At 45.6% G+C, this 17,847-nt stretch carries 15 protein-coding genes; 14 read left to right on the top strand and 1 reads right to left on the bottom strand.

The features are described from left to right. Positions 1–36 precede the first annotated feature (36 nt). The 13 genes from rlmD to rpoS all read left to right on the top strand — a co-directional run bounded on the left by rlmD (position 37) and on the right by rpoS (position 14,591). Positions 37–1,356, top strand: coding sequence for a 23S rRNA (uracil(1939)-C(5))-methyltransferase RlmD (gene rlmD, locus CAG69_RS05225; RefSeq protein ID WP_161443040.1), 1,320 nt, complete (start codon positions 37–39; stop codon positions 1,354–1,356). Positions 1,357–1,479: 123 nt separating this feature from the next. After that, a complete protein-coding gene (gene relA, locus CAG69_RS05220) occupies positions 1,480–3,699 on the top strand; it encodes a GTP diphosphokinase (protein WP_005380915.1) in 2,220 nt (739 codons plus the stop codon). 349 nt (positions 3,700–4,048) lie between these two features. Next, positions 4,049–4,852: a nucleoside triphosphate pyrophosphohydrolase gene (gene mazG, locus CAG69_RS05215; RefSeq protein WP_005383780.1), complete on the top strand. Its 804-nt coding sequence runs from the start codon at positions 4,049–4,051 to the stop codon at positions 4,850–4,852. Positions 4,853–5,056: 204 nt separating this feature from the next. Continuing rightward, positions 5,057–6,697: a CTP synthase gene (locus tag CAG69_RS05210; protein ID WP_021034029.1), complete on the top strand. Its 1,641-nt coding sequence runs from the start codon at positions 5,057–5,059 to the stop codon at positions 6,695–6,697. A gap of 78 nt (positions 6,698–6,775) precedes the next feature. Further along, positions 6,776–8,077, top strand: coding sequence for a phosphopyruvate hydratase (gene eno, locus CAG69_RS05205; protein ID WP_005383785.1), 1,302 nt, complete (start codon positions 6,776–6,778; stop codon positions 8,075–8,077). 536 nt (positions 8,078–8,613) lie between these two features. After that, the gene (ftsB, locus tag CAG69_RS05200) at positions 8,614–8,895 is read left to right on the top strand and encodes a cell division protein FtsB (protein WP_005380907.1); all 282 of its coding nucleotides are present in this window, start codon (positions 8,614–8,616) and stop codon (positions 8,893–8,895) included. A gap of 1 nt (position 8,896) precedes the next feature. Continuing rightward, positions 8,897–9,601 carry a 2-C-methyl-D-erythritol 4-phosphate cytidylyltransferase gene (gene ispD / locus CAG69_RS05195; protein ID WP_104974803.1) on the top strand — a complete coding sequence of 235 codons (705 nt, stop codon included), beginning with the start codon at positions 8,897–8,899 and terminating at the stop codon, positions 9,599–9,601. A gap of 17 nt (positions 9,602–9,618) precedes the next feature. Then, positions 9,619–10,095 carry a 2-C-methyl-D-erythritol 2,4-cyclodiphosphate synthase gene (gene ispF / locus CAG69_RS05190; RefSeq protein WP_005393886.1) on the top strand — a complete coding sequence of 159 codons (477 nt, stop codon included), beginning with the start codon at positions 9,619–9,621 and terminating at the stop codon, positions 10,093–10,095. A gap of 46 nt (positions 10,096–10,141) precedes the next feature. After that, on the top strand, positions 10,142–11,185 hold the full coding sequence (gene truD / locus CAG69_RS05185) for a tRNA pseudouridine(13) synthase TruD (RefSeq protein WP_161443038.1): 1,044 nt from the start codon (positions 10,142–10,144) through the stop codon (positions 11,183–11,185). Beyond that, entirely contained in the window at positions 11,185–11,961 is a 777-nt protein-coding gene (gene surE / locus CAG69_RS05180) for a 5'/3'-nucleotidase SurE (RefSeq protein ID WP_005393882.1), read from the top strand. The genes truD and surE overlap by 1 nt, the downstream gene beginning before the upstream one ends. Next, entirely contained in the window at positions 11,961–12,587 is a 627-nt protein-coding gene (locus CAG69_RS05175; RefSeq protein ID WP_005393881.1) for a protein-L-isoaspartate(D-aspartate) O-methyltransferase, read from the top strand. The genes surE and CAG69_RS05175 overlap by 1 nt, the downstream gene beginning before the upstream one ends. 13 nt (positions 12,588–12,600) lie before the next feature. After that, on the top strand, positions 12,601–13,524 hold the full coding sequence (locus CAG69_RS05170; protein ID WP_161443036.1) for a peptidoglycan DD-metalloendopeptidase family protein: 924 nt from the start codon (positions 12,601–12,603) through the stop codon (positions 13,522–13,524). Between the two features lie 80 nt (positions 13,525–13,604). Further along, complete coding sequence (gene rpoS, locus CAG69_RS05165) at positions 13,605–14,591, top strand: RNA polymerase sigma factor RpoS (RefSeq protein WP_005393877.1); 987 nt, start codon at positions 13,605–13,607, stop codon at positions 14,589–14,591. Positions 14,592–14,672: 81 nt separating this feature from the next. Here the strand turns inward: rpoS and mutS are convergent, their stop codons facing one another. Continuing rightward, positions 14,673–17,234, bottom strand: a complete 2,562-nt coding sequence (mutS, locus tag CAG69_RS05160; protein ID WP_161443034.1) for a DNA mismatch repair protein MutS — start codon at positions 17,232–17,234, stop codon at positions 14,673–14,675. An 84-nt stretch (positions 17,235–17,318) separates the two neighbouring features. Here mutS and pncC point away from each other — a divergent pair, with 84 nt between their 5' ends. Next, entirely contained in the window at positions 17,319–17,801 is a 483-nt protein-coding gene (gene pncC, locus CAG69_RS05155; protein ID WP_161443032.1) for a nicotinamide-nucleotide amidase, read from the top strand. Positions 17,802–17,847 lie beyond the last annotated feature (46 nt).

The following is a 17,847-nucleotide window of genomic DNA, read 5'->3' as shown; positions in this document are numbered from 1 at the left end:
GCAGAAGAGCAATTACACATAAATCAGGCACAGAGCATGGCACGCATCTTTCGACCGAAAAAGAAAACCCAACTCAATACTCGGCACCAAGCAGTGCAAGTAGAGCGTTTAGATCACCACGGCGCAGGCATTGCTTACCTCAAAAAGAAGCCATTGTTTATTGATGGAGCACTGCCGGGAGAGGAGGTGGTCACTCAATTGGTGGAAGAAAAGAGCAAATACGCTCGCGGTAAGTTGATTAAAATCCTTAAGCCGAGTGAAGCTCGTGTGGAGCCATTTTGCCCACATTATCATGAGTGCGGTGGCTGTGATTTGCAGCATCTAGATTATGACCAACAATTGACGTACAAACAGCAAACGTTGCGTCAGCTAATGCGAAAATTTTCAGGCAGTGACATTGAACTAGATGCCCCGTTATTGGGATATTCGCAGGCCTACCGTCGCCGTGCGAGAGTGAGCTTGTTTGTTGATAAAAAAACACGTCAGCTACATTTTGGTTTCCGTAAAAAGCAGAGTAAGCAAATTGCGCAAGTGACCGATTGCCCAGTGCTGGCACCGGAACTGAATGTTTTGCTGCCAGAGATTTACTCAGCCCTAAAAGCGTTCAAAAAGCCTGAACAATTGGGTCATGTAGAGCTGGTACTTGGTGATAATGGGCCGTGTATTACGCTGCGCCACTTGAGTGCTCTGACAACGAGTGAAACTCAATCTCTAACGGAGTTGGCAAAACGTCATGGCGCATCGTTGTACTTAATGCCATCGACAGAACAATTAGACCTTATCGAAGGCGATATACCTTTTTATCAAGAAGTTGGAGTGAAAATCCCTTTTGCACCAAATAACTTTATTCAAGTAAACCAAGGTGTAAACCAACAAATGGTCAAGCAAGCGGTTGAGTGGTTAGACCCACAAAAGAGTGACCGAGTGTTAGATTTGTTCTGTGGTTTAGGCAACTTTAGTTTACCAGTTGCGAAATTAGCTAAGCACGTGGTTGGAGTAGAGGGTGTTGCAGAGATGGTAGAAAAAGCCACAAACAATGCATCTTTGAACCAAATCAATAACGCGCAATTTTATCACGCTAACCTTGAGCAAGATTTTGAAGGCCAAGCCTGGGCCGCAGAGCGGTTTGATAAAGTATTATTAGACCCGGCACGCGCGGGAGCGAGTGGGATCATCGATCAAGTTTCTGAGCTTGGCGCACAGCGTGTAGTTTATGTTTCTTGTAATCCTGCTACCCTTGCTAGGGATAGTCAAAGCTTGATAGAGCAAGGCTATAAATTAACTAAATTAGGTATGCTGGATATGTTCCCTCATACCAGTCATCTAGAATCGATGGCATTGTTTGAAAAGTCCTAACTTTAGGACTTTGACCCCTTATTTGTGGTGGGTGGTCATAAAGCCAGCGTGTACGCGCGGTAAAAAGAACTAACCTGGACGGTGTTAGTCAAACCACACGAATATAATAATTAGGATGATGAGATGGTTGCGGTAAGAAGCGCGCATTTAAACCAAGATGAACAGTTTGAACTCGAAAACTGGGTGGCTAGCCTAGGACAAGAGAAAAACACAGCCTCACGCTTAATCGAAGTATATCGAGATTGCCAGACGGTATTAGCTGATAACGAGCAAGCGGAGCTGTTGTTGTGGCGTGGACGAGAAATGATCGAAATTTTGATCACCTTGTCTATGGATCAAGCCACTTTAGTGGCTGCTCAACTGTTTCCTTTGGTTTCAAGTGGTGCTTTTAACAGAGAAATTCTGGAAGAGAAATACAGCAAAGAAATCATAAAATTAATCGACGGCGTTGAAGAAATGGCTGCTATTGGCCAACTCAACGTCAACATGGAAGGCAGTGCAGCGTCATCTCAGGTAGATAACGTACGCCGTATGCTGCTTGCCATGGTGGATGACTTCCGCTGCGTAGTTATCAAGCTCGCGGAACGAATTTGTAATCTTATTGAAGTTAAAAAAGCGCCAGATGAAGTTCGACGTGCGGCGGCAAAAGAGTGTGCCAACATCTATGCGCCGCTAGCAAACCGATTAGGCATCGGTCAGCTGAAATGGGAAATTGAAGATTACGCTTTCCGCTACCAACAACCGGAAACTTACAAACAAATTGCCAAACAGCTTTCTGAGCGACGCATTGTTCGTGAACAGTACATCAAAGACTTTGTTGAAGACCTCACGCACGAAATGGAAGTGTCGGGCATCAATGCCGAAGTGAGTGGTCGACCTAAGCACATCTACAGCATTTGGCGAAAAATGCAGAAAAAGAGTTTGGCCTTTGATGAGCTGTTTGATGTGCGAGCAGTGCGTATCATCGCAGACAAACTGCAAGATTGTTACGCGGCTTTAGGCGTAGTTCACACCAAATACAAGCACCTACCGAGCGAGTTTGATGACTACGTTGCTAACCCTAAACCAAACGGTTATCAATCGATCCATACAGTAATTCTAGGGCCAGAAGGCAAAACCATCGAGATCCAGATTCGTACCAAGCAAATGCATGAAGAGTCGGAACTGGGGGTTGCAGCGCACTGGAAATATAAAGAAGGGGCAAGCAGCCGAAGCGGTTATGATGAGAAAATCACGTGGCTGCGTAAGCTATTGGATTGGCAAGAAGAAATGTCTGACTCTGGCGAAATGCTCGATGAGCTGCGTAGCCAAGTCTTTGATGACCGTGTTTATGCCTTTACACCACGTGGTGATGTTGTCGATTTGCCAATGGGGGCAACGCCGCTAGATTTTGCCTATCACATTCACTCCGAAGTGGGACACCGTTGTATCGGTGCCAAAGTCGGAGGTCGTATTGTGCCGTTCACGCATAAATTACATATGGGTGACCAAGTCGAGATTATCACTCAGAAAGAACCTAACCCATCACGTGACTGGTTAAACCCATCATTAGGCTTCGTTCATTCTGGTCGTGCGCGTGCCAAAATTAACGCCTGGTTCCGAAAACAAAGCCGTGAGAAGAACCTCGAAGCAGGTCGTGAAATCCTTGAGCATGAGTTAGCCAAAATTGGCGCAACGTTAAAAGATGCAGAGCATTACGCCCTCAAGCGGTTTAACGTCAAAACACCAGATGAATTGTATGTTGGGGTAGGTAGCGGTGATTTGCGCATCAACCAAATCATTAACCATATCAACGCGTTAGTTAACAAGCCAACGGCAGAGGAAGAAGACCAGCAAGCACTGGAAAAACTGCAAGAAGCTGAGCATAAATCACCCGCGCAAAGCCGACCGAAAAAAGACGCAGTTGTAGTAGAAGGCGTCGATAACCTAATGACACATCTAGCACGTTGCTGTCAGCCAATTCCAGGTGACGATATCTCTGGTTACATAACGCAAGGTCGTGGGATTTCAGTACACCGTAGTGACTGTGAACAGCTAGAAGAACTGCGCCATCATGCGCCAGAGCGCATCATCGATACAGTCTGGGGCAGCGGCTTTGTGGGGTCATACATCCTCACCGTGCGTGTTGAAGCGATGGAGCGAGGTGGTCTACTCAAAGACATTACGACACTGTTCGCCAACGAAAAGATCAAAGTGACCAGTATGAAGAACCGAGTCGACTACAGACGTCAACTTGCCATCATGGACTTTGACCTAGAAGTCACCAATATTGAGGTGCTTTCGCGGGTTTCGAAACGTGTGGAACAGATCAAGGATGTCATGACGGTGAAACGCCTCGGCTAAAACTCTCGTCATAGTTATCGTTGTAGCGTTGTTGACTGCACGCACTCGCTCCATCACATGGTGAACCATGCTCAGGAGTCTCGTTTGTTTGTCGCCTAGCTACAACTTCAACTATTTACAGAGTTACACTTGCGTCATATTTGGCTTTTTATCTGCGTTAGCTGCACTTATTCCGACGTGCCGGCTCAGGGGCATCACATAGTAGGCTATGCTCAGGAGTCGCGAAAACTTGTTGCCTTGTCAAAGTAACAATTACTTAGTGAAAGCTGCTGAGAAAATATAATGTAGAAGGTGAGTGGTTTTGGCTGCTCACCTTTTTCTTTAATAGAAAGGTTTAAAGGAACAAAAAATGAGTCATCCAATTGAACAGTTAGAACAAATCATGGCGAAGCTGCGTGACCCCGAAAACGGTTGCCCTTGGGACTTAAAACAAACCTTTGACACCATCGTTCCGCATACAATAGAAGAAACCTACGAGGTGGTGGACGCGATTCAAAATCGAGATTGGCCCAATCTAAAAGAAGAGCTAGGGGATTTGTTGTTTCAGGTGATTTTTTACAGTCAGCTAGCGAAAGAGCAAGAGCTGTTCGACTTTTCGGATGTCGTCGAAACCGTGAACGAAAAACTGACTCGTCGCCACCCGCATGTTTTTTCAGATGTTGAGTTTGAATCTGACGAGGAAATTAACGCGAACTGGGAAGCGGAAAAAGCAAAAGAAAAAGCCCTAGTAGGCAAAGCGGAAGAAAGTATCCTAGACTCAATACCAAACTCTTTACCGGCACTTTCTCGTGCTACAAAAATTCAGAAAAAATGTGCAAAATTTGGGTTTGATTGGGATTCACTTGGCCCGGTTGTCGATAAAGTACGAGAAGAAATTGACGAAGTCATGGAAGAGGCACTGCAAGTTCAGCCCGATGAAGAGAAAGTTGAGTTGGAGCTCGGTGATTTGCTATTTGCGACTGTCAATTTGGCTCGCCACCTTGATAAAAACCCAGAAGTCGCGCTAGGAAAAGCAAACGTAAAGTTTGCGCGACGTTTTAAACAAGTTGAAGGCAAGGTCCAGCAGTCAGGCAAAGTACTTACAGATTGTTCTTTATCAGAACTTGACCATTTTTGGGATGAAGTAAAACAAGAAGAATCGAGGCAGAGGTAAACTGGCAGAATACATAATATAAGGTCAGCTTGTTTGGTTACACGAAACGGACTTTGGGTTGTCTTTGCTCACTTTGATTTGAAGCAAAAAATAAAAAATTACGGTGTGATAGATTTCACGTTGTGGCGGTAAGGAGCTTCTGGTATATTTATCTCCCGTCCAGAAGCACTCCATTTCCCTCATTCAACCAATTTCAGGTTAAACATGACGACAAATTACATTTTTGTTACTGGCGGGGTTGTATCCTCTCTAGGTAAAGGTATTGCAGCAGCATCTCTTGCGGCTATTCTAGAAGCTCGTGGTCTTAAAGTGACTATGATGAAGCTTGACCCTTACATCAACGTTGACCCGGGCACAATGAGCCCTACTCAGCACGGTGAAGTGTTCGTTACAGAAGATGGCGCAGAGACTGACCTTGACCTTGGTCACTACGAGCGTTTCATCCGTACCAAGATGACCAAGCGTAACAACTTCACTGCAGGTCGTGTTTATGCCGACGTACTTCGTAAAGAACGTCGTGGTGACTACCTAGGCGCAACTATTCAAGTTATCCCTCATATCACTAACGCAATCAAAGATCGCGTTATTGCAGGTTCTGAAGGCCATGATGTGGCTATCGTTGAAGTTGGCGGTACTGTTGGTGATATCGAATCACTACCATTTATGGAAGCGATTCGTCAGCTAGCTGTTGAGCTAGGCCGTGAGCGCGCAATGTTCATGCACCTAACACTTGTTCCTTACCTAGCGGCAGCGGGCGAAGTGAAAACTAAGCCGACGCAACACTCTGTAAAAGAACTTCTATCTATCGGTATTCAGCCAGACATCCTAGTTTGCCGTAGCGATCGCGTTATTCCTGCGAATGAGCGTAAAAAAATCGCACTGTTCTGTAATGTTCCAGAAAAAGCAGTAATTTCAATGAAGGATGTAGACTCTATCTACAAGATCCCTCAGTTGATTAAATCTCAAGGGCTAGATGACCTTGTGTGTGCTCGCTTTGGTATTACTGCTCCTGAAGCAGACCTTTCTGAATGGGAACAGGTTATCTACGAAGAAGCAAATCCTACTGGTGAAGTAACCATCGGTATGGTTGGTAAATACATTGAATTACCAGATGCATACAAATCTGTGAACGAAGCGCTTAAACACGCTGGCTTGAAAAACCGCCTAAGCGTCACAATTAAGTATGTAGACTCACAAGATATCGAAACAAAAGGCGTTGAACTTCTAGAAGGTTTGGACGCAATCCTAGTACCAGGTGGCTTCGGCGATCGTGGTATTGAAGGCAAGATCCGTGCGGCTCAATATGCACGTGAAAATAACGTGCCTTACCTAGGTATTTGTTTGGGTATGCAAGTTGCACTAATCGAATACGCGCGTAACGTTGCGGGTATGGAAGGTGCACATTCAACAGAATTTAACAAAGAGACTAAGTACCCTGTGGTAGGTTTGATCACAGAGTGGGTAGACGAATCAGGTAGCGTAGAAGAGCGTACTGAAAAGTCTGACCTAGGCGGTACGATGCGTCTTGGTTCACAGCTGTGTCACCTAGAGAAAGGGACTAAAGCTCGTGAACTGTACGGTAGCGCGACGATCCATGAACGTCACCGTCACCGTTACGAAGTGAATAACGTGCTTCGTCCGCAAATCGAAAAAGCAGGCCTAAAAGTATCAGGTCTATCTGCGGACAAGAAGTTAGTGGAAATGATTGAGAACCCAGCTCACCCATGGTTTGTAGCGGCTCAGTTCCACCCAGAATTCACCTCGACTCCTCGCGATGGACATCCATTGTTTGCAGGTTTTGTTAAGGCTGCGGGCCAAAACGCACGCGGCGAATTCGAGAAGTAAAAGGATACGGGCGGCGGCGAAGGTTGTGCTGCTGCCCTTTAAGATTGACATTTATATTTGAAACGAGAGGAAACATTAATGTCTAAGATCGTTAAAGTTCTAGGTCGTGAAATCATCGACTCACGTGGTAACCCAACTGTAGAAGCTGAAGTACACCTAGAAGGCGGTTTCGTAGGTATGGCGGCAGCTCCATCTGGCGCATCTACTGGTTCTCGCGAAGCTCTTGAGCTACGTGACGGTGACAAAGCACGTTTCCTAGGTAAAGGTGTTCTTAAAGCAGTTGAAGCTGTAAACGGCCCAATCGCTGAAGCTCTAGTTGGCAAAGACGCTAAAGACCAAGCTGCAATCGACGCAGTAATGATCGAACTAGACGGCACTGAAAACAAATCTAAATTCGGTGCTAACGCTATCCTAGCTGTTTCTCTAGCAAACGCTAAAGCTGCTGCTGCTGCGAAAGGCATGCCTCTATACGAGCACATCGCTGAGCTAAACGGCACTGCAGGTCAGTTCTCTATGCCTCTACCAATGATGAACATCATCAACGGTGGTGAGCACGCAGACAACAACGTTGACATCCAAGAGTTCATGATCCAACCAGTTGGCGCTAAGACTCTTAAAGAAGGTCTACGTATCGGTGCAGAAGTATTCCACAACCTAGCTAAAGTTCTTAAGTCTAAAGGCTACAGCACTGCAGTTGGTGATGAAGGTGGTTTCGCTCCTAACCTTAAATCTAACGCTGAAGCTCTAGAAGTTATCGCAGAAGCTGTTGCAGCTGCTGGTTACGAACTAGGTAAAGACGTAACTCTAGCTATGGACTGTGCTGCATCTGAGTTCTTCGACAAAGAAGCTGGCATCTACAACATGAAAGGCGAAGGTAAAACTTTCACTTCTGAAGAGTTCAACCACTACCTAGCTGAGCTAGCTAACCAATTCCCAATCGTTTCTATCGAAGACGGTCTAGACGAGTCTGACTGGGATGGCTTCAAGCACCAAACTGAACTACTAGGTGACAAGCTTCAACTAGTAGGTGACGACCTATTCGTTACTAACACTAAGATCCTTGCTGAAGGTATCGAGAAAGGCGTAGCTAACTCTATCCTTATCAAGTTCAACCAAATCGGTTCTCTAACTGAGACTCTAGCTGCAATCAAGATGGCTAAAGACGCAGGTTACACAGCAGTAATCTCTCACCGTTCTGGCGAAACTGAAGATGCAACTATCGCTGATCTAGCGGTAGGTACTGCTGCAGGTCAAATCAAAACTGGTTCTATGAGCCGTTCTGACCGTGTTGCTAAGTACAACCAACTAATCCGTATCGAGGAAGCTCTAGGTGAGCGCGCTCCTTTCAACGGTCTTAAAGAAGTTAAAGGTCAAGCTTAATTCTTCACTGAATTAGCAGCTTAACTTAAAGCTTTTAAAACACCCTGCCTTGGCGGGGTGTTTTTTTATATAACGGAAGCGCTAAGTGAGCGCGCTCCTCCATGTTTCAAGGAAGCGGTCTCAAAGAAGTTAAAGGTCAAGCTTAATTCTTAACTGAATTAGCAGCTTAACTTAAAGCTTTTAAAACACCCTGCTTTGGCGGGGTGTTTTTTTATATAACGGAAGCGCTAAGTCCATGTTTCAAGTAAGCGATCTTAAAGAAGTTAAAGGCCAAGCTTAACTCTTATTGAGTAAAGTTTCGCTAAATAGCTTTTTGAAACCCTCGCTACGGCGGTTTTTTTGTATTTATAGATTTGTATTTTGGGGTCTTACTTTGGTCATGGGTAAGGTTCGCTTCCCATGAGCTTGTTTCATTTTGCTGCTTATTTCTTGTAAGGAGCGTGTGAGTCTCCCTTTCTCCCCTAGAGGCAACCTCGCATTTATGCTATATATGTCACCTTATCTAATTCCTTCCGGTACAGAATGTTAGCAGCGATATGCGAATCTTTGTTATAGCCCTTACGCTACTGTTTGGCTTGCTTCAATACACTCTATGGTTTGGTAAAAACGGAGTGTCTGACTACTACACAGTAAAAGATGAAATTGAAGTTCAGCAACAAGTGAACAGCAAGCTACAAGCTCGCAACAATGAAATGTTCGCTGAGATTGATGACTTAAGGCAAGGTCTTGATGCGATTGAAGAACGTGCGCGTCATGAGCTTGGTTTAGTTAAAGATGGCGAGACTTTCTACCGCATTATAGGTGAGGAAAATCATTAAAATGTTGGATGTGAACTCATCGCATGTCGCAATTGTTCCTGCTGCCGGTGTCGGTAGTCGAATGAAGGCTGACCGCCCTAAGCAATATTTATTGATCGACGGAAAAGCGGTGCTGGAACACACTGTAGAAAAGTTGCTGTCGCACCCACGAATTTCGAAAGTGGTTGTCGCCATTACCGAAGGTGACCCTTATTTCCCTGAGTTAACCATCGCGAACCATCCCGATGTAATTCAAGTCGCGGGTGGTAAAGAGCGCGCTGATTCCGTACTTTCAGGGCTAAACTATGTCAATGAACATCTGGAAAGCGAGTGGGTATTGGTCCACGACGCTGCAAGGCCATGTGTATTAACATCCGACATTGACCGTTTGATTGATATTTGCTGCGCTCACCCAACGGGTGGCATCCTTGCATCTCCAGTGAGAGACACAATGAAGCGAGCGAATGCAGCACAAGATATCGGTCATACGGTAGAGAGAGAAGCATTGTGGCATGCACTGACTCCACAAATGTTTAAAACTCAACAACTGACTCGAGCACTGGCTGACGCATTAGAACAAGGCGTAGCCATCACGGATGAAGCATCGGCTTTAGAGTGGTTGGGCGAAACGCCTGCTTTAGTCCAGGGTAATGCGAACAACATAAAAATTACTCAGCCAGAAGATCTCGCGTTAGCCGAGTTTTATCTGAGCCGTGAGCGCGGCTAAAAAAGAAAGGATAAAAAATGATTCGAATTGGTCACGGTTTTGACGTGCATAAATTTGGTGGTGAAGGCCCGGTCATTATCGGTGGTGTTGCTATCCCTTACGAGCAGGGCTTAGTAGCCCACTCAGATGGTGATGTTGCTCTTCATGCTTTGACTGATGCGCTACTCGGGGCGATTGCTGCGGGTGATATTGGTCGTCACTTCCCGGATACCGACGATAAATGGAAAGGGGCAAATAGCCGCGAATTGTTGAAAGACGTTTATCGTCGTGTCAAAGAGCAAGGCTACCGCCTTGGTAATGCCGATGTCACCATCATGGCACAAGCACCTAAGATGGCACCTCATATTGACGCGATGTGTGCGGCGATTGCGGAAGACCTAGAAACCGATATTAGTAACATTAACGTAAAAGCGACGACGACAGAACGTCTCGGTTTTACTGGACGCAAAGAAGGCATTGCAACGGAAGCCGTGGTGCTTCTGTTCAAGCAATAATTAACCAACTTGCTCCTTAATGCTGTGTAAACAGCGGAAAAACATCATGTCAGATATTTTATCTTCATTGGCTTATCTAACGGGTAAGCCTGTTGCATCGGCAAAAATCAAAGCGCAACCAGAACATTTTCAGGTTCGTGAGGATTTAGGTTTTGCTTTTACGGGCGAAGGCGAGCACCTAATGGTGCGTATTCGAAAAACTGGAGAAAATACCAGTTTTGTTGCGAATGAGTTGGCGAAAGCTTGTGGCGTAAAGTCGAAAGACGTGAGCTGGGCAGGCCTTAAAGACCGCCATGCGGTGACGGAACAGTGGCTGAGTGTCCATTTACCGAAAGGGGAAACGCCGGGTTTCTCGGCATTCCTAGCTCAATATCCGAGTATTGAAATCTTAGCGACTGATCGACACAACAAAAAACTGCGTCCTGGAGACTTAATAGGGAACGAGTTTGTTGTCACTTTGTCTGAAGTGACTGACGTTGAAGATGTAGAGCAACGCCTTGAAAAAGTGAAACAAGTTGGTGTGCCAAACTACTTTGGTAGTCAGCGTTTTGGCAATGATGGCAACAACCTTGAAGAAGCACGTCGATGGGGACGCGAAAACGTTCGTACCCGTAATCAAAATAAGCGCAGCATGTATTTATCAGCGGCGCGTTCGTGGATCTTCAACCGTATCGTTTCTGCTCGTCTAGAAAGTGGTGTGTTTGATAAATTTATCGATGGTGATATTGCACAGACAAGTTCTGGCACTCAGTTGGTTGATGCAAGCAATATCGCAGATCTACAAGCACAATTTGCTGCAGGTGAAGTGGCAATTACCGCTGCGCTTGCTGGCGATAATGCACTGCCTACTCAAGCTGAGGCCTTGGCATTAGAGCAACCGTTTTTAGACGAAGAGCCTGATCTCATGGCGCTAATTCGTGGTAATCGAATGCGTCACGACCGTCGCGATATTGCGCTGAAGCCAAAAGATTTAGCTTGGACGGTTGAAGGTAACAACATTACGCTGACTTTCTCACTGGATGCAGGATCTTTTGCAACCTCTATTGTTCGTGAGTTAGTTAATGAGGTTGAAGTAGAAAGAGAATACTAATGGAACAGGATTCACTAAACGCGAAGCCCCTAAGAGTCTTAATCAGCAACGACGATGGCGTACATGCCCAAGGGATTCATGCACTTGCTGATGAGTTGCGAGATATCGCTGAAGTGACCATTGTCGCACCCGACCGAAATCGTTCAGGTGCTTCGAATTCACTGACACTAGAGCAACCATTGCGCGTAACTGAAATTGCCCCAAATATCTATTCAGTGCAAGGCACGCCTACAGATTGTGTACATTTCGCGCTGAATGAGCTGATGAAAGATGATTTGCCCGATCTTGTTTTATCAGGCATCAACCATGGTGCAAATTTGGGTGATGATGTTCTTTACTCAGGAACGGTAGCAGCAGCAATGGAAGGGCATTTCCTTGGTGTTCAGTCAGTTGCTTTTTCGCTGGTGGGTAAGCGTCATTTCGAATCTGCCGCAAAAATTGCACGTCAAATTGTGCAACAGCATTTAGCGTCTCCGATTCCAACGAATCGGTTATTGAACGTAAACGTGCCTGACTTACCAGCAGAAAACCTGGGCGAAATCGAAGTCACGCGTTTAGGTGCGCGTCATCACGCAGAGAATATGATTAAGCAGAAAGATCCGAGAGGTCATGATATTTATTGGCTAGGGCCTCCAGGAAAAGAGCAAGATGCGGGGGAGGGCACCGACTTTTATGCGATTGAACATGGTCGAGTTTCAATGACGCCTCTGCAAGTTGATCTCACTGCTCATGAGTCGCTGCGTGCAATGGATAGTTGGTTAAAGGAAGAGAAGTAATGAGTAACCCACATGCTGACAGGTTGATAGCGTTTCTTATCTCCAGTGGCATCAAAGACCAAAGAGTTCTGGATGCTATCCAACGCTTACCACGAGAAAGCTTTGTCTCTCAAGCGATGATGCACCAAGCCTACGATAACAATGCGTTACCGATTGGTCAGGGACAAACTATTTCTCAACCTTATATTGTTGCTCGTATGACCGAGTTACTCGAACTAGAGCCAACGAGTCACGTACTGGAAATCGGAACGGGTTCCGGTTATCAAACCGCAGTACTGGCGAAAATTGTTGACCATGTATACTCCGTTGAGCGAATTAAATCGTTGCAATGGGAAGCAAAACGCCGTCTGAAACAATTGGATATCTACAATGTTTCAACCAAGCATGCTGATGGGTGGCAAGGCTGGGAAGCTCGTGGTCCTTTCGATGCCATCATTGTTACTGCAGCTGCAGAAGTGATCCCCCAAGCACTTCTCGCACAATTAAAAGATGGCGGTAAGATGGTGATTCCTGTTGGAGATAAGGAGCAACAGTTACTAAAAATTGAACGTAAGGGAGATGAATATCTCTCTACTGTTGTGGAAATGGTTCGATTTGTACCTCTGGTTGCGGGTGATTTAGCTTAAGGGTTAGGGATAGGTGAGTAAGTTATTACGTCATATTGGTATTAGCTTTGTGTTTGCTGCAGGACTAGTTGGTTGTGCAGCGCATTCTCCTGCACCTGTCTCTAGCTTAAAGAAAGACTATTCAAGCCTTGAAAGAGGAAGTTACAGAGGGAGTTATTATGAGGTAAAAAAAGGCGATACACTTTACTTCATAGCTTATGTCACAGATAAAGATGTAAATGATCTTGTCCGTTACAATGAGTTAACTCAGCCTTACACCATCTACCCTGGACAGAGGCTAAAACTTTGGGCTCCGAAATATGTCGCCCCTAAATATGGCCAAAAAGTTGAACCCGTTGTGGTTCCTGTTGTTACGACGCCACCAGCCCCAGTGACGAAAACATCAACAGCCTCTAAACCGAAAACTTCAAGTAAAAACTCTAGTCAAAAACCTACAGAGACTAAGCCTAAAGTCGTACAAAAACAGCCTCCAAAGAAGGTTGAACAATCGAAAACAAAGGAGTATGTTGGTTCAAAAGATAACCAAAAAGTGAAGCAAAAATCGCCAGTTACCACGGCGAAGAGTGATAAAGTTTCTAAGTGGTTGTGGCCAACAAAAGGGAGAGTAATCAAGAGCTTTTCGGCGGGAGAACAGGGAAATAAAGGTATCGACATCGCAGGACAGCGTGGTCAACCTATCGTTTCAACCGCAGCCGGCACCGTTGTTTATTCAGGCAATGCGCTACGAGGTTATGGTAACTTAATTATAGTAAAGCATAACGACAATTATTTAAGCGCCTATGCACATAATGACAAACTGCTGGTATCAGAAGGACAAAGTGTAAAAAGCGGACAGAAAATCGCCACCATGGGTAGTTCAGGTGCAAAATCAGTCAAGCTACACTTTGAAATTCGCTATCAAGGTAAATCGGTGAATCCAAAACGCTATTTGCCTTAAAACTTTGAAAAACAACTTGCGACATCATTTAGCGACATATTGAGTTGTCATGTCTTGCTAACTCGCCAGGGGGAGGCGTTATGAGTATCAGCAACACAGTAACCAAAGTTGAAGAGTTTGCATTTGACAATGCGTCAGTGAAGACCATTGATAACGAACTCGAAAAATCATCATCCACAGAAAGCAAAACGGCTGCGCGTGAAGAATTTGACGCGAGCAGTAAAAGCTTAGACGCAACTCAGTTGTATCTAGGTGAAATTGGCTTCTCACCTCTACTTACTGCCGAAGAAGAAGTGCTTTATGCTCGACGAGCTCTGCGTGGCGACGAAGCGGCACGTAAACGTATGATCGAAAGTAACCTACGTTTGGTGGTCAAGATCTCTCGTCGATACAGTAATCGCGGCCTAGCACTACTCGATCTGATTGAAGAAGGTAACCTTGGTTTGATCCGTGCGGTCGAGAAGTTCGATCCAGAGCGTGGTTTCCGCTTCTCTACTTATGCGACTTGGTGGATCCGACAAACGATCGAACGTGCGTTGATGAACCAAACTCGTACGATCCGTCTACCTATTCATGTCGTGAAAGAGCTGAACATTTATCTGCGTACTGCGCGTGAACTTTCTCAGAAGCTCGATCACGAACCTACCGCAGAAGAAATTGCTGCTCAGTTAGATATTCCAGTCGAAGATGTAAGCAAAATGCTACGCCTTAACGAGCGTATTAGCTCTGTCGACACGCCAATCGGTGGTGACGGTGAAAAAGCGCTGTTGGATATTATTCCCGACGCAAACAACTCCGATCCAGAAGTCTCGACTCAAGATGACGATATTAAATCATCGCTGATTCATTGGTTAGAAGAGTTGAATCCAAAACAGAAAGAAGTACTTGCACGACGTTTTGGTCTTCTAGGCTATGAGCCTTCGACGCTTGAAGAAGTTGGTCGAGAGATTGGTTTGACACGTGAGCGCGTACGTCAAATCCAAGTAGAAGGTTTACGTCGTCTTCGTGAGGTTTTAATCAAGCAAGGTTTGAATATGGAAAACTTATTTAACGTCGAAGATGATTAAATAATCCGTATTTCACTAGATACGCAAAAGGCTATGGGGAACCATAGCCTTTTTTCTTTGCGCTCACTTACGTGAATCGATTTAAAGCATCTTCTTCAAACGATACAACTCTTCAAGTGCTTGGCGTGGAGTCAAATCATCAGGATCAATACCAGATAAGGCTTGTTCGATCTCGCTAGGTTCTGGAATTAGACTCAATTGGTTAGCCACATCTACCGCACTTGGACGTGGTGCGTCACTGTTTTGCCCTAGTTGCTCTAGCTGAGATAGCTTGTTACGCGCATTTTTGATAACCGTTTTTGGTACACCTGCTAAGCCCGCAACAGCTAGGCCGTAAGACTTACTTGCCGCACCTTCTTGAACTGCGTGCATAAAGGCAATGCTGTCTCCATGCTCTACCGCATCCAAGTGAACGTTCGCTAAGTTTGGCAGTTGGTTTGGCAACTCTGTCAATTCGAAGTAGTGAGTTGCAAATAGTGTCATCGCACCAATTTGTGTTGCGAGCCATTCCGCACTTGCCCAAGCTAAAGATAGGCCATCGTAAGTACTGGTACCGCGACCGATTTCATCCATTAGCACTAAACTGTTTTTAGTTGCATTGTGCAGAATATTAGCGGTTTCCGTCATTTCTACCATGAAGGTCGAACGACCAGATGCAAGATCATCTGACGCTCCAATACGAGTAAATATACGATCTAAAGAACCAATTTGTGCAGATTCTGCAGGTACATAAGAGCCGATATGTGCCATCAATGCAATCAGCGCAGTTTGACGCATGTAAGTGGATTTACCACCCATGTTTGGACCGGTGATGATCAACATCTTACGAGCTGGGTTAAGCTCTATTGGGTTAGCAATGAACGGTTCTTTTGTTACTTGCTCTACGACTGGGTGACGACCCGCTTGAATGTGAATGCCAGCGTCTTTCACAAGCGTTGGTCGGCAGTAATCCAACGAGTCTGCACGCTCTGCTAGGTTTTGTAGTACATCGAGTTGAGACAGAGCAGAAGCTAAATTCTGCAGCTTCTCCAAGTTTGGCATCAATAGATCAAACAGTTCTTCCCACAGCTGCTTTTCAAGTGCCAGCGCTTTCGATTTCGAGTTAAGTACTTTGTCTTCGTGCTCTTTGAGCTCTGGGATGATATAACGTTCGGCATTTTTTAGTGTTTGGCGACGTACATAGTGCGGTGGAACCAAATGGCTCTGGCCACGGCTCACTTGAATAAAGAAGCCATGTACGTTGTTGTAGCCGACTTTAAGCGTATCGATGCCGTGTCGTTCACGCTCATCTCGCTCAAGCTGCTCAAGGTATTCTGTTGCACCGTCTGCTAATTTGCGCCATTCATCGAGCTCGGCATTATAGCCTTCAGCGATCACGCCACCATCACGAATAACAACTGGCGGATTTTCTTTAATCGCACGCTCTAACAGATCACATACTTCGTCTATCGGAGCTGCGTATTGCGCCAGTTTTGCTAGATATGGATGGGTCAAAGAAGCGGTGACAGATTCTAGCTCTGGTAGCTGCTGCATGGCATTGCGAAGTCTAGCCATATCGCGAGGGCGAGCAGAGCGTAGTGCAAGGCGTGCTAAGATACGTTCAATATCACCAATTTGTTTTAACGTTGGTTGAAGATCGGCAAACAGCGCTTGTTCTTTAATCTCACCAATCGCATCAAGACGATTGTTTAACGTTTCAATGCAACGCATAGGCTGATGTAACCAACGCTTCAGCATTCGGCTGCCCATCGGCGTCGCACAATGGTCGAGTACCGCAGCGAGTGTGTTATCGGTTCCGCCTGCTAGATTTTGAGTAATTTCCAGGTTGCGTCGGGTAGCGGCATCAAGGATGACGGATTGGTCCTGATGATCAAACGTTAAAGAGCGAATATGAGGCAAAGCAGTACGTTGTGTATCTTTCACATACTGGATCAAACAACCAGCAGCACATAACCCTAAGGACGCATGTTCTACGCCAAAACCAACCAGATCTTTAGTACCAAACTGTTGATTGAGTTGTTGCTTAGCCGTATCAAGCTCAAACTCCCATACTGGGCGACGACGGTTACCGTTGCGGCTTGCCATTAAATGTACAGGTTCAAAATCTTCTGGGAATAGTAGCTCACGTGGTGCGGTACGCTGAAGCTCGGCTGTCATCGCTTCTTCGGTTTCTGGTTCTGTCAGTTGGAAGCGACCAGAAGTGACATCCAGCGTCGCATAACCGAACTTACCGTTGTGATGGTAAATGGCTGCGATTAAGTTATCGACACGCTCAGAAAGCAGTGCTTCATCCGTCACAGTACCTGGTGTCACGATACGTACAACTTTACGTTCTACCGGACCTTTGCTGGTGGCTGGATCGCCAATTTGTTCGCAGATTGCGACTGATTCACCAAGCTGAACAAGTTTTGCTAGATAGCCTTCTACTGCGTGAAATGGCACTCCCGCCATAGGAATAGGCTCTCCAGCTGACGAACCGCGCTTAGTTAGCGAAATATCAAGCAGTTGGGACGCTCGCTTTGCATCATCGTAAAAGAGTTCGTAGAAATCGCCCATGCGGTAGAACAGCAAAATCTCAGGGTTCTCAGCTTTTAGCTTGAGGTATTGCTGCATCATCGGAGTGTGTTTTTGTTCAGCTTTCACAGGTAAGTTCTTTTGTTTATTTCCGTAGCGGCTTAGGATACGTGAATCCCTATCAAGTAAAAAGAGACAAAGGGCATTTTGGCTATGGAAAAAACAACAAAATTGAGCGCAGATTTAGGCGCATTATTGGCTAAACAAGGGCATGTTTTAACGACGGCAGAATCATGCACGGGTGGTGGTGTAGCAACCGCCATTACTGATATTGCAGGTAGCTCAGGTTGGTTAGATAGAGCTTTTGTCACTTACAGCAACGAAGCCAAAATGGAAATGCTGGGTGTGAGAGTGGAAACCTTAGAGCAACATGGTGCCGTGAGTGAGCCCGTTGTGATTGAAATGGTGCAAGGTGCGCTTCAACACTCGAATGCCACTATTGGGGTTTCCATCAGTGGTGTTGCTGGACCGGGGGGAGGCAGTGATGAAAAGCCGGTTGGAACCGTCTGCTTTGCTTTTGCGGATGAGCACGACTGGCTCTTTGTTGAGACCATGCATTTTTCTGGTGACAGGGCGAAAGTTCGTCAACAAGCGGTGATGCATGCATTGACTCGATTGCATCAACATTTAATTTAGAATTTCTTGCACTGTCTTAGCCCAGAATTGATAAGGGCTAGAGCAA

The organism is Vibrio sp. V43_P6S15P86, assembly GCF_009904725.1.
Classification (GTDB): Bacteria; Pseudomonadota; Gammaproteobacteria; order Enterobacterales; family Vibrionaceae; genus Vibrio; species Vibrio diabolicus.
The sequence above is the reverse complement of the archived record's forward strand: the minus strand, read 5'-3'. Positions and strand labels throughout refer to the sequence as shown.